Genomic DNA, 14,172 nt, shown 5'->3' on the forward strand with positions numbered 1-14,172 from the left:
GCACGTGGCGGAGGCCTTAATTTGAAATCACAAAGGACTGTTAATACCTCGGTTTGAGGGAATATTATTTGGTAATTTCGCTCCACAACCGACCATTAACATGCGAAGTAATCTAATTACCACTTACATCGCGCTTTTGACTGTATTTCAAACTGTGGCCCAAACCAAGGATGTCACGGTCAAATACATTTCCGAAGAAATTACCGTAGACGCCGTGCTGGATGAACCGGCCTGGCAAACTGCGGAGCCAGCGACCAATTTCTGGCAATATTTCCCAACCGACAGCATTCAAGCCCGCAACCAAACCGAGATCAAGTTTATGTTTGATGACCGCAAACTCTATGTGGGCATCAAAGTAGAAGCCATTGGAGACGATTATATAGTTCCTTCACTGCGACGTGACTTTAGAGCTGGAGGTAGTGATAATATCACCTTGATGTTTGACACCTTTAACGACGGAGTCAACGCCTTTTTATTCGGTTCAAACCCGGAAGGCGTATTGCGCGAAGCTTTAGTTTCTGGAGGCGGTACGGAATTGCGTGGGTTTACCACGAGCTGGGATACCAAATGGGTTGGTGAAACTAAAAAATACGACGGCTATTACATCTGTGAGTGGGCCATTCCACTATCGGCATTTAAATACAACGAGGGTGAAACCCGTTGGCGTTTTAATTCTTATATGTTCGACACGCAAGATAATGAGCGTACCACCTGGATCAGAATACCGCAAAATCAATTCATTTTTAACCTTGCCTATATGGGTGATATGATCTTTGAGAAGCCTCTTGGAAACTCAAAGAGTCCAATTTCTATCATTCCTTATGTAAACGGTTTAGTCGGCAAGGATTATGACATTGACGATCCTTTTAGCGAGTTTAAAGTGGGTGGTGATGCGCGTTTTACGCTTTGGAACAGTCTGAATTTAGACGTGACCATTAATCCTGACTTCTCTCAAGTGGAAGTGGATCAACAGGTCACTAACCTATCGCGTTTTGAGGTGAACTTACCGGAGCGCAGACAATTCTTTATTGAAAATAACGACCTCTTTGCCGACTTTGGAGATTCCAGAGACGCCAATCCATTCTTCTCCAGACGTATCGGAATTGCACGAGATCTGGATGACAACACCATCCAAAACGATATCATTGCCGGAACGCGACTCAGCGGAAAAGTCAATAACGATTTTAGAATTGGTTTCCTCAATATGCAAACTGCTGCAGACGAAGCCAACGAGATCTCTGGTAACAACAATATGGTGGTGGCGCTACAGCACAGGGTGTTTAGCCGATCAAACATCAGCGCGTTATTTATAAACAGACAAGCCACAGGCGACGAGGCTTTTTTAGATCCTGAAGACGAATACAACCGCGTTGTAGGTCTGGATTACAACTTGGCTAATGTAGACAACAGTTGGAGTGGAAAATTTTTCACTCACAAATCCTTTAAACGCAATACCGGAGATGACGACTACTCTGCCGGAGCTCGTATTCAATACAACTCTCGCAAATGGCGCATAAGAGCTAGTGGGGTTTTTGTTGGGGAAGACTTTAATTCTGACCTTGGATTCGTTAGACGAAAGGACATCTTTAAAATTAATCCACAAATTGAACATTTGTGGTTTCCTAAAAAAGGGGCCATCAATAGACACATCTTTAGCTTTACCCCCGTAGTGATCTGGCGACCGAATCTGGATTTCCAGTTGGCCGATTATTTTCTGATCTCGCGCTGGGAAGCTGAACTGAAGAATACCTCAAACATTCAGGCTACCATGCGTAACCAATACGTGTTTCTCTTTGATGAATTTGACCCATCATTGGCAGATGGGGTTCCCTTGCCTGCGAATTCTGAATACGAATACACCTCTTTTGATCTGGAATATAGATCCGACAATAGAAAGTCCTTTTTCTTTAATGTGAGAAGTACTTTTGGAGGCTTCTTTAACGGATCGATCTACACCCAGCGCTTGGATCTAAACCTGCGCTTGCAACCCTATTTGACCTTATCAGCAGAAGGACGCTATGATAAGATCAACCTGCCGGAGCCGTATTCAGATAACGAGCTTTGGCTTATTGGACCTAGGATTGACGTGACCTTTAACAAATCGCTTTTCTGGGCGACCTTTATTCAATACAATTCCAATCAAGGGAATTTAGGGATCAACTCCCGTTTACAGTGGCGCTTTGCTCCACTCTCGGATCTGTTCTTGGTTTATAACGACAACTACTTTACCGATGATGTCTTTGCACCGCGCTTTAGAACCATCAACCTAAAGTTGACCTACTGGTTGTACCTCTAAACCTTTACTTGCTTCCACTTTCCTTTTCGGAACCAAATGACTCCCACTGCAGCAATCAAAACCTCCGCGAGTGTAATGGCCAACAATACGCCTAATGGGCCCATCTCAAAATAAAGAGCAGCCGCATAGGCAAAAGGCAACTGAAACAACCAAAAACAAAAGAAATTGATCACCGTTGGAGTTTGGGTGTCTCCTGCCCCATTAAAAGCCTGAATAACCACCATTCCATAAGCATAGCACACATAACCAGCAGCAATGATGCGCAAACTTAAGGCACCATTAGCGATCACTTCTGGATCCTCACTAAAGATCTTTAGGATCCATTCGGCAAAAATCAAATAGAAGATAGAAACAAAGACCATAAAAACGGCATTGTACTTTCCGGTCTTCCAAACAGATTTAGCCGCCCGCTCCGGATTACCAGCTCCTAAGTTTTGACCTACCAAGGTCGCGGCGGCATTACTCATTCCCCAAGAAGGCATGAGTGTAAACATTAAAACGCGAATTGCTATGGTGTAACCCGCAAGTACTTCTGCACCGAATTCTGCCATGATGCGCATCAGAAATACCCAACTAGAGGTGCCAATAATAAATTGCCCAATGCCGCCTAAAGACACTTTGACCAGATTGATCATTTCTGAACCTCGAATCATTAGGTCCTTAAAGCCGACTTTAATTCGACTCCATCCATAGAAGAGGATCAATAATTGAAAGATCACCGCACTTCCGCGACCGATTGTGGTTGCAATGGCCGCACCTTGTACCCCAAAGCCGGGAACAGGCCCCCAACCAAATATCAGTAGCGGATCCAAAATAATATTCAAGACATTGGAAAAGATCAGCACACGCATGGCAACAGCAGCATCTCCTGCGCCTCTAAAGACCGCATTGATCAAGAACAGCAGCATGATGGTGACGTTACCACCCAAAAGGATCTGCGTGAAACGGTAGCCTTCTTCTACCAGGTCTGGCGCTCCGCCCATCAGCCTTAAAATATCCTTAGGAAAAAGTATACCAATGGCACTGATAAGCGCGGCAACGAGCACTCCGAGCATGATGGCCTGAACAGCAGTTCTTCGTGCTCCTTCTACTTGCTTTTCACCAATTCGACGAGCTACAATGGCTGTAACTCCCATACTGAGTCCAATAGCTATGGCATAGACCAAAGTGAGTACAGACTCGGTCAATCCTACGGTAGCAATAGCGTTTGCACCTAAACTCGACACAAAATAGGCATCCACCAAAAAGAAGATAGACTCCATCATCATTTCCAATACCATAGGTACGGAAAGCATAAAGATCGCTTTGCGAATACTGCCAGTTGTAAAGTCTTGTTGACTGCCCTTTACAGCTTCGCCCAGGAGCTTAAAATAGTACCCCAGGCCTTTTTTGGCGGTCTCCATAATGTTGTGTTAGTTGGTTGAAGGAGGTTAAATATAACAAAAAACCCTTCCGGAGTGGAAGGGTTTTAAGATTACTAAGGATACTTATCTTAGTGATTCATTTCTTCTTCATTGTCTTGAAGTGGAATGTGCTGCGGCGCGAAGTCTTGTCCTGGGATCACGTAATCTGACTCGTCTTTGTTCAGTTTACTGTAATCGTAAGCCCAACGGTGTACTTCTGGAATTGGTCCATCCCAGTTACCGTGAATGTGCTTCACTTCTGCAGTCCATTCTAGTGTGTTAGAGTTCCATGGGTTCTTAGGTCCTTTCTTACCGTAGAACATGGAGTGGATAAAGTTGTACAAGAATACCAACTGCGCAGCTCCTGTGATAAAGGCAAAGATGGAGATCACTACGTTTACGTCTGCCAAGTCGTCAAAGTATGGGAAAGCAGAGTTCGTGTAGTAACGTCTTGGTAGTCCCGCCATACCGATAAAGTGCATTGGGAAGAATACCCCATAAGCTCCAATTGCGGTAATCCAGAAGTGGACATAACCCAAGTTCTTGTTCATCATGCGGCCTTCGAACATCTTAGGGAACCAGTGGTAAACCCCAGCAAATAGTCCGTAGAGTGCAGAGATACCCATTACTAAGTGGAAGTGAGCTACCACAAAGTAAGTATCGTGTACGTTAATATCTAGTGCAGAGTCACCCAAGATGATACCGGTCAAACCTCCAGTGATGAAAGTAGATACCAATCCAATGGAGAATAGCATCGCCGGGTTGAGCTGCAAATTACCCTTCCAGAGGGTCGTGATATAGTTAAATGCTTTTACTGCGGATGGAATCGCGATAAGCAAGGTTGTAAAGGTAAATACCGATCCTAGGAATGGATTCATCCCTGAGATAAACATGTGGTGACCCCATACAATCGTTGATAAGAATGCGATAGCCAAAATCGAAGCAACCATGGCACGGTAACCGAAGATCGGTTTACGAGCGTTGGTCGCAATTACTTCCGAAGTGATACCCAAGGCCGGTAGCAGTACAATATATACCTCTGGGTGGCCTAGGAACCAGAACAAGTGCTCAAACAATACTGGAGAACCTCCTTGATTGTGTAACACCTCTCCTGCAATATAGATATCCGACAGGAAGAATGAAGTTCCGAAGCTTCTGTCCATCACCATCATAAGTCCAGCAGAAAGTAATACTGGGAAAGAGATAACACCGATGATCGCAGTTACAAAGAAAGCCCAGATGGTCAACGGCAAACGAGTCATTGACATACCTTTTGTTCTGAGGTTAAGTACCGTTACGATATAGTTCAGTGAACCTAATAGTGAGGAAGCGATGAAGATCGTCATGGATACCAACCATAAAGTCATCCCTGCACCAGAACCTGGAATGGCCTGTGGCAAAGCAGAAAGTGGTGGGTATACCGTCCATCCTGCAGATGCTGGTCCAGCTTCTACAAAAAGAGACATTACCATGATGACACTCGAAATAAAGAATAACCAGTATGAAACCATGTTCAGGAATCCGGAGGCCATATCTCGGGCCCCGATCTGTAATGGAATCAAAAGGTTGGAGAATGTACCACTCAATCCAGCCGTTAGTACGAAGAATACCATGATGGTACCGTGGATCGTAACTAATGCTAAGTATACTGAGGGGTCCATAATTCCGTCCTCTCCCCATTTACCAAGAAGTACTTCATAAATGGTGAATTGTTTATCTGGCCAAGCCAACTGCAAACGGAAGATCAATGACATTGCTATACCAATGATTCCCATAAACAGCCCTGTAATCAAGTACTGCTTAGAGATCATCTTGTGATCCGTACTGAAGATGTACTTGGTTATAAAGGTTTCTTTGTGATGATGCTCGTGCTCATCATGTGTGACCGGGTGTGCGTATCCTTGTGCTGACATACCTGTAAAAATTCTTTTTTAATTTTTCATAGTTGTGGCGAAGTTGTCTTGAGTCGAAAGCCATTCATTGAATTCGTCTTCCGTCTCTACAACGATCTTCATTTGCATATTGTAATGCGTGTTACCACAGATCTTGTTACAAAGCAATAAATAATCAAACTCATACAACTCTAAAGGCTCTTCGCCTGCAATTGCACGAGCTACGTTCTTTTCAGAGCGAATGGAGTTGATGTGCTCAACCTTCGCAATGATTTCATCGTCTAAACGCATCTCCTCGGTGGTCTTGGTAGGAGTAAACGAAAACTGAGTTACCATTCCTGGTACACAGTTCATTTGAGCTCTAAAATGCGGCATATAGGCCGAGTGTAGTACGTCCTGAGAACGCATTTTAAAGAGGATCTTTCTGCCTACTGGCAGGTGTAATTCATTAACAACGATATCATCCTGAGCATCCGGATCGGAAGCGTCAAGACCCAACTGGTTCACTCCTTCAATAAGGCGAACGTTAGCGTCTCCTAGAATGTTATCATCGCCTGCATAACGGGCACGCCAGTCAAACTGGTAAGCGTAAAGCTCAATCACTAGTGGATCGTCCTCGGTGTCAACATTCATGATGTCTGACCAGGTGAACAATCCGTAGATGATCAATCCCGCCAATACGATAACTGGAATAACAGTCCAGATAAATTCCAAACGGTCATTATCTGCATAAAAAGTAGCGCGTTGTCCTTTTTTACCACTGTACTTGAATGCAAAATAGTGCAACAACCACTGAGTGATAATCCCTACAATAAAGATGATAATCATGGAGATCAACCATAGTTGGTCAATGTCAACCCCGTGCTCTGAAGCAGAGTCTGGAAGCAGTACATCAGACCACTTGTAGAATGAAATGAACGCCAATACGTAGATAAAGATTACAAAGCCTAACATCAACTTACCGTTGATCTTATTGTCTTTATCATTAGCGATCTGAGAAGTGCTACTGTCCTCTCCTGCTTTAGACATGGAAAGGATCTTGCTCATCTGCCATACACTGACAGCGAAAAGGATGATTACTACTAAATATAAAAATGCGGTCATCGTTATAACTCTTCTTTAATAGTTTACTTATTAATAATGGAACTGTTTACTTTCTTTCAATAATGGGTTGGCCTTGGCCAATAATGGCGCCTTGGTCAGTGCAGTGAACACTACAAAGACGAACAACCCGAAGAAGAACATCATAGCTCCGATCTCTGGCATTCCGATATACCAAGATGTACCTACTGCTGATGGCATAACCATAACAAATACATCAATGTAGTGACCCGCCAGAATAATAATACCTGCCATGATCACAAACAAGTTAACTCGCTTGTAATCACTGTTCATAAGGATAAGGAGCGGGAACACAAAGTTCATAGCAACCATACCGAAGAACAAAATGTTGAAATCTTCAATTCGCGTAACGAAATACGTTACCTCTTCCGGAATGTTGGAGTACCAGATCAGCATGAACTGGGAGAACCATAGATAGGTCCAGAAAATACTGAATCCAAACATAAACTTCGCCAAATCGTGGATGTGGCTGTCGTTTACGAACTCTAAATATCCTTGAGATTTTAGCACCATGGTTATCATAGCGATCACGGTAATGGCACAAACCATCATACCCGCAAACACATACCATCCAAACAAGGTAGAGAACCAGTGTGGGTCAAAACTCATGATCCAGTCCCAAGACATCATCGATTCTGTCACGATGAAGAATACTAGGAATCCGGCAGAGAATTTAAATAGCTTTTTAAAGTAAGCTGGATCGTTGGTCTCGTCTAATTTCAAAGAATACTTTCTAGAGATCGCGCGATACAGGTTCCATCCTAGGATGAAGATCCCTGCGCGGATCAAGAAGAAAGGCGTATTCAAGAAACCGGATTTACCAGCGATGATCTTGTCAAATTTGTCGCTATCTGGATTTACTAGATCACCATCCATCCAGTGGAAAAGGTGATTGAAATGCAAAGCAGAAAGCAATAGCAGTACAAACAGAATAACTGTTCCTACCGGCAGATAAGCCGTGATTCCTTCCATCACTCTAAAGAGTACAGGAGACCAACCAGCTTGTGCTGCATATTGTATCGCGTAAAAGGCCAATGCTCCAAGAGCAATCATCATAAAGAAGAAAGCTGCAACATAAACAGCCGCCCATGGACGGTTTTGCAACTGTCCTAAAACGTGCTCGTAGTGGGCATCGCCCGAATGAGCACCTTCCTCACCGTGAGCTCCGGCAGCGCCGTGATCTCCTCCGTGAGCAGCAGTAGCATCTCCATGACCTCCGCCATGACCGTCATCGTGACTGGCCATCATGGTCTTTACCTCTTCTACATTTGAAGGAACCGCTAGGAATCCTCCAATCATACCCAAGGCACCAACCACCATAAAAATAATAGCGAAAAGTTTTAGTTTGTTAGGTAGCGTATACATATCGTAAATATCTCTTTTGTCTATTATTAATGTGATTCGTCTGTTGAATCGTGAGAATCGTCTGCATGAGACTCATCAACCATTGCATCCATAGAATCCATAGAATCCATTGCATCCTCCATTGGTTCTACCACTGTTAATGGCTCCCCTCCAGTTAAGGCTGCAGTAAGGTTTCTTACGTGCATGGTGATCTGCCAACGCTCCAACTCATTGGTTTGAGAAGCGTAAGATCCCATAGAGTTCAATCCGTACATCATTACGTGATAAACGTTTCCGTCTGTTACCACACGGTCTGCGTAAGAAGGAATTCCTAAGAACACTTCATTTTTCATAAGGATCCCTTGACCATCACCTTTGGTTCCGTGACATACTGCACAGTAAATATCATAAAGCTCTTTTCCTTTGTCCAAGTTCTCTTGAGTCACTGGATGTGGATTAGTAAGCTCCGCAGATGCCATTTCTTTTCCTTCTAAAGTGTTTGGATAGTCATACGGCATCCAACCACGTGGAATTGACCCCGGTGCTGGCAATAAGGCCGACTGACCATTCTCAAAGATCTCGTATTCCCCGTAGGTCTCGTAACCTATTGGTTCATACATATTGGGCATGTATTGGTAGTTTGGCTTGCTTTCGTCAAAACAACCCACCAACGACAATGCCGCTGCAAAAATTAAGGATAGGTTTAATAAACGCTTCATAGGTCTAGTGGTCTGATTCCTTTTCTACTATTTTAAGTTCTGTTGCTCCAGTTCCAGATAAGAACTTAGAGACTTCCTCCGCACTGTGTCCACCTAAATCAACTTCCATCAAGAAGTGATCATCTGTGGTACGCAAATCTGGATTTTCTGCTTTCTTAAACGGCCAAAGCTTAGAGCGCATATAAAAGGTAATTACCATAAGGTGCGCTGCAAAGAATACCGTCATCTCAAACATGATCGGTACAAAGGCCGGCATGTTCTCGATATAACTAAAACTTGGCTTACCCCCAATGTTCTGTGGCCAATCTTCAATCATGATGAAGTTCATCATCGTAACCGCTACAGAAAGTCCAACCAGTCCATACATGAAAGCACAGATGGCAAGTCGCGTGTCAGCAAGACCCATTGCTTTCTCTAGTCCGTGAACTGGGAAAGGGGTGTACACTTCTTCAATGTGATAGTGTGCCTTACGGGTCTCCTTAACGGCATTCAGCAGAATGTCGTCGTCAGTGTAAAGTGCATGAATTACTTTTGAAGCCATCCGTTATTGATTTTTAAGTTCGTTAGCTTGACCAGCCCAATCGTCGCGCTTAGCACGGCCAGGGAACTCGCCAATAATGCTGTCTAATAGATCGTATTCTGCATCGGTCATCTTGCTTACTTGATCAAAAGTATAGATACCGAGTTCGTGTAGTTTTCCTTCCATTTTAGGACCAACTCCAGAGATCTTCTTAAGGTCATCTGCAGTATCCGTGTCTGGATTAAAGCTTCCGAGTTTGCTCATCAGCGTGCTTATACCTGCTGCCTTATCTTCTTCTGATAAATCTGCTGCAGGAGCTGCTTCTACTTGAGCGGCAGCTGTATCTGGCATGGTGTAATGCGGAGCATCATCACCTTGTTCAGCTCTGAGGTTCTTATAGCGATCTCCAGAAGATTTGAGGATCGACTTCACCTCTGCTTGTGCAATTACTGGGAAGGTTCTAGCGTAGAGTAAGAACAATACGAAGAAGAATCCGATGGTTCCGATAAAGATCCCGATATCAACAAAGGTTGGTGAGAACATGGTCCAAGATGATGGCAAGTAGTCACGGTGCAATGAAGTTACGATGATCACGAAACGCTCAAACCACATTCCGATGTTTACCACGATCGAGATGAAGAAAGAGAACATGATACTTCTTCTGAGTTTTGGGAACCACATGAACTGTGGCGAGAACACGTTACAGGTCATCATTGCCCAATATGCCCACCAGTAAGGTCCGGTAGCACGGTTGAGGAATGCGTACTGTTCGTATTCAACTCCAGAGTACCAAGCAATGAAAAGCTCAGTGATATAAGCCACACCAACGATAGAACCCGTGATCATGATCACAATGTTCATAAGCTCGATGTGCTGAATAGTAATGTAGTTCTCCAAGTTAGACACCTTACGCATAATGATCAGTAGGGTGTTTACCATCGCGAATCCAGAGAAGATCGCCCCAGCAACGAAGTACGGTGGGAAGATCGTGGTGTGCCATCCAGGAATTACCGAGGTAGCAAAGTCAAAGGATACAATGGTGTGTACAGAAAGTACAAGAGGTGTTGCCAAACCAGCCAATACCAAAGATACTTCTTCAAAACGCTGCCAGTCTTTAGCGCGTCCAGACCATCCAAAGGAAAGGATGCTGTAAATTCTTTTAGTAAAAGGAGTAATCGCTCTATCGCGGATCATCGCGAAATCAGGCAAAAGTCCTGTCCACCAGAATACCAAAGAAACCGATAGATAGGTAGAGATCGCGAATACGTCCCAAAGTAGTGGTGAGTTAAAGTTTACCCATAGTGAACCGAATTGGTTTGGAATAGGTAATACCCAGTACGCCAACCAAGGACGTCCCATGTGGATAATTGGGAACAAACCAGCCTGAATTACCGAGAAGATGGTCATCGCCTCTGCAGATCGGTTAATTGCCATTCTCCATTTTTGACGGAATAAGAGCAGTACCGCAGAGATCAGCGTTCCCGCGTGACCAATACCTACCCACCAAACGAAGTTGGTGATATCCCAGGCCCAACCTACGGTCTTGTTAAGACCCCAAGTTCCAACTCCTGTAGAAACGGTGTAAACGATACATCCTATTCCCCATAAAAATGCAACCAGTGCAATGGAAAAAACTATCCACCATTGCTTGTTGGCAGTCCCTTCAACAGGTGCAGCTACGTCACGAGTGACGTCACTGTATGTTTTGTTACCTGTTACTAAAGGTCTTCTAATGGGTGCTTCGTAATGCGATGCCATATCCTTTGCTAAAATTATTTAGTAGTTACGATTCTTTAGTATTTCTCACCTTCGTTTGGTACATCACGTTTGGCTCAGTACCTACAGCTTCTAATAGGTGATACATACGACTGTCTTTTTTCTTCTTGTAGATCTCACTGCTGTGATCGTTGATATCTCCAAAGGTGATTGCTCCTGCAGAACATGCATTAGAACAAGCTGTTTGGAATTCACCGTCTTTAACAGGACGTCCGTCGCGCTTAGCATCAAGAATGGTCTTCTGTGTCATTTGAATACACATAGAACATTTCTCCATAACCCCGCGAGAACGTACTACAACGTCTGGGTTCAATACCATACGACCAAGGTCGTTGTTCATGTGGTAGTTGAACTCGTCATTCTCGTTGTACAAGAACCAGTTGAAGCGACGTACTTTATAAGGACAGTTGTTTGCACAGTAACGCGTACCCACGCAACGGTTATAAGCCATGTGGTTTTGACCTTGACGTCCGTGAGATGATGCAGCTACCGGACACACAGTCTCACAAGGAGCGTGGTTACAGTGCTGACACATCACTGGCATAAAGGCCACTTGCGGATTCTCTGCAGGATCTTCCATTTCTCCGAATCCTCCAAGAGAACCATTGTCTCCAAAGAGTCCAGACATATCGTCTTTCTTCTTTGTATCTGCCGCGAAGTCTTCTTCTGACGAGTAGTAGCGGTCAATTCTCAACCAGTGCATATCGCGGCTGCGACGTACTTCTGATTTACCTACTACAGGTACGTTGTTCTCTGCGTGACAGGCAATAACACAAGCCCCACAACCCGTACATGCGTTCAGGTCAATGGACATGTTAAAGTGGTGACCGATAGATCTGTCAAACGGATCCCAAAGGTCAGCGTCTGGAGAGGTCACAGGAATTTCCTGGTGATCCTTAGACACTTCTGGAATTGGGTTCCAATCGTGTACATCTCCGTCCTTATATACATCTAGAGTGGTCTCGCGAATGATATCGCGACCCATCATAGTATTGTGCAATTGTACACAAGCGAATTCGTGTTCTCCAGAGGTTTTCTCTACCTGAACACCTGCTTGCATCAAGTTGAATCCGTTGTAAAGCGCATAAGCGTTTACTCCGGTTTGCATTTCTTTCTGAATCGCGTTGGTCTGCCCGTAACCTAAAGCAAGTCCAACAGTACCTTTTGCTTGTCCTGGTTGGATATACACAGGTACTTTTTCAAGAGTAACATCACCTAAAGTAACTTTGGCGTAAGAACCGTTCAAAGCACCGTTAGCAACGTTCTCGTTGATGATTCCTTTGGCCGCAGCATCGGCTGCAGACATGGTTAAGTAGTTGTCCCAAGATGCACGAGTGATTGGATCTGGCATTTCTTGCAACCAAGGGTTGTTTGCCTGACGTCCATCACCAATTGCAGTGTTGGTATATAAAAGAAGTTCCATTCCGCTAGAAGCTCCATCTTGAGCTCCGTTAGAAGTGGCATCTTCTAAAGTAGTATCTACGTTCTCTGAACCAGCTACGTCCATAGCTACTTCAGCATCGCTCATAAAGACACCGTCTTGAAGCGCTTGATTCCAAGAAGTTCCTCCAAGGATAGACGCCCAAGTGTCCTTAATATAATCGTAATACGTTTGCTCACTCTCCATCCAAGCCAACAAAGTGTCTTGGAAAGAACGTGTGTCAAATAAAGGTCTGATGGTTGGTTGCTGCAAACTGAAGTATCCCTTCTTGATCTGCGCATCACCCCAAGACTCTAAATAGTGTGGTGTAGCCCCTACAAACTGAGAAGCCGCAGCCGTTGCATTGGCTTTCATAGCGAACGTTGCGCTCAACTCCAGGTTAGCGAATGCCTCAGCAAATCCTTTCCCAGGGAAAGCATAAACCGGATCCACACCTACAGCGATCAGTCCTTTTACAGAACCGTTCATCACGCCGTTCATTACTTTAAGCACCTCAGCTTTATTACCCTGACGTACCATACGAGGCTTGGCAGTGTCCATTACTACAGAGTTGGCATTCATTTCCAACACCATAGCTTGGCAAGCTACATCCTCAGCACCACAAACCACTACTCCGTTTGCACCGGCAGCGTTTAGTTGTGCTTTTGCATTCTTAACAGCCTCTGCTACTTTGTCTGAAAGTCCAGAAGTAGATCCGCCGTTCAATGCGTTCATTATCTTTTTAAGGTCTGATGGCTTAACAGCAACACGTTTGTCTGCGTTAGCACCAGATAAGGTCATGTTTGATTCAAACTGAATGTGACGAGACATCTTTCCGTTCTTAGGAACACGTCCAGCAGAATATCCAGAATCGTATCCACCACCTTGCCAGTCACCTAGAATGTCAGCCCCAACAGAAACGATAACCTCAGCTTTAGAGAAATCGTAATCAGCTAAAGCGCGAACTCCGAATTTGTTTTGGAAGGCATCCAAAGCCTCAGAGCTCGAAACTGTATCATAAACAACGTGCTTAACGTTAGGATACTTTGCCGTAAACTCAGCGATCAATTTAGAAGTAGAAGGACTTGCAAAGGTTTGTGTCAAAAGGACCACTTCCTTTCCAGCCATTCCGTTTAGCTTAGCAGCCATTTGGCTATCAAAGTCAGCCCAAGAAGCTGCTTCTCCACCAATCATTGGTCCAGCCAAACGCTGTGTGTCATACATAGACAACACAGAAGCATGTACACGAGCGTTAACGCTACCGTTGTGCATGGCCATGTCGTTAGACTCTACTTTAATCGGTCGTCCTTCACGAGTTTTGATCAATACGTTTGCAAAATCAAAACCGTCTGCAATGGTGGTCGCATAGTAGTTCGCGACCCCAGGAACGATCTCATCAGGAGCGTTTACGTAAGGAATAGATTTGATTACTGGACCTTCACAGGCAGCCAAGGTAGCTGCAGCTGTAGAGAATCCAACAAACTTTAAGAAGTCACGTCTAGAAGTCGAAGAATTTTCCATGGTCTGCTCGTCCCCTAGGAACTCATCAGTCGGAATCGCTTCAACGAATTCGTTTTGTCGTAGCGTCTCAAGAATAGGGCTGTGATCTTTCAGCTCCTCAACACTTTTCCAGTATTTCTTATTCGATGCCATATATAATCGAAATTTGCCTTTAATGAA

At 44.3% G+C, this 14,172-nt stretch carries 9 protein-coding genes; 1 reads left to right on the forward strand and 8 read right to left on the reverse strand.

Annotated features, from left to right (window positions below; genetic code table 11):
• Positions 1-100: 100 nt before the first annotated feature.
• Complete coding sequence (locus POW22_RS00155) at positions 101-2,296, forward strand: DUF5916 domain-containing protein (RefSeq protein ID WP_272830327.1); 2,196 nt, start codon at positions 101-103, stop codon at positions 2,294-2,296.
• Here the strand turns inward: POW22_RS00155 and POW22_RS00160 are convergent.
• The 8 genes from POW22_RS00160 to POW22_RS00195 all read right to left on the reverse strand — a co-directional run bounded on the left by POW22_RS00160 (position 2,293) and on the right by POW22_RS00195 (position 14,145).
• Positions 2,293-3,699 carry an MATE family efflux transporter gene (locus POW22_RS00160; protein ID WP_272830329.1) on the reverse strand — a complete coding sequence of 469 codons (1,407 nt, stop codon included), beginning with the start codon at positions 3,697-3,699 and terminating at the stop codon, positions 2,293-2,295. The genes POW22_RS00155 and POW22_RS00160 overlap by 4 nt on opposite strands.
• 89 nt (positions 3,700-3,788) lie before the next feature.
• A complete protein-coding gene (locus POW22_RS00165) occupies positions 3,789-5,612 on the reverse strand; it encodes a cytochrome c oxidase subunit I (RefSeq protein WP_272830330.1) in 1,824 nt (607 codons plus the stop codon).
• An 18-nt stretch (positions 5,613-5,630) separates the two neighbouring features.
• A complete protein-coding gene (locus POW22_RS00170) occupies positions 5,631-6,695 on the reverse strand; it encodes a cytochrome c oxidase subunit II (RefSeq protein ID WP_272830331.1) in 1,065 nt (354 codons plus the stop codon).
• Between the two features lie 30 nt (positions 6,696-6,725).
• Complete coding sequence (locus POW22_RS00175; protein WP_272830332.1) at positions 6,726-8,078, reverse strand: quinol:cytochrome C oxidoreductase; 1,353 nt, start codon at positions 8,076-8,078, stop codon at positions 6,726-6,728.
• Between the two features lie 26 nt (positions 8,079-8,104).
• Positions 8,105-8,776 (reverse strand): c-type cytochrome, encoded by a 672-nt coding sequence (locus POW22_RS00180; RefSeq protein ID WP_272830333.1) that lies wholly within the window; start codon positions 8,774-8,776, stop codon positions 8,105-8,107.
• Between the two features lie 4 nt (positions 8,777-8,780).
• Entirely contained in the window at positions 8,781-9,317 is a 537-nt protein-coding gene (locus POW22_RS00185) for a DUF3341 domain-containing protein (RefSeq protein WP_272830334.1), read from the reverse strand.
• A gap of 3 nt (positions 9,318-9,320) precedes the next feature.
• The gene (gene nrfD / locus POW22_RS00190) at positions 9,321-11,054 is read right to left on the reverse strand and encodes an NrfD/PsrC family molybdoenzyme membrane anchor subunit (RefSeq protein ID WP_272830336.1); all 1,734 of its coding nucleotides are present in this window, start codon (positions 11,052-11,054) and stop codon (positions 9,321-9,323) included.
• A 25-nt stretch (positions 11,055-11,079) separates the two neighbouring features.
• Complete coding sequence (locus tag POW22_RS00195) at positions 11,080-14,145, reverse strand: TAT-variant-translocated molybdopterin oxidoreductase (protein WP_272830337.1); 3,066 nt, start codon at positions 14,143-14,145, stop codon at positions 11,080-11,082.
• Positions 14,146-14,172 lie beyond the last annotated feature (27 nt).

Source organism: Gilvibacter sediminis, assembly GCF_028561565.1.
GTDB classification, from domain to species: domain Bacteria; phylum Bacteroidota; class Bacteroidia; order Flavobacteriales; family Flavobacteriaceae; genus Gilvibacter; species Gilvibacter sediminis.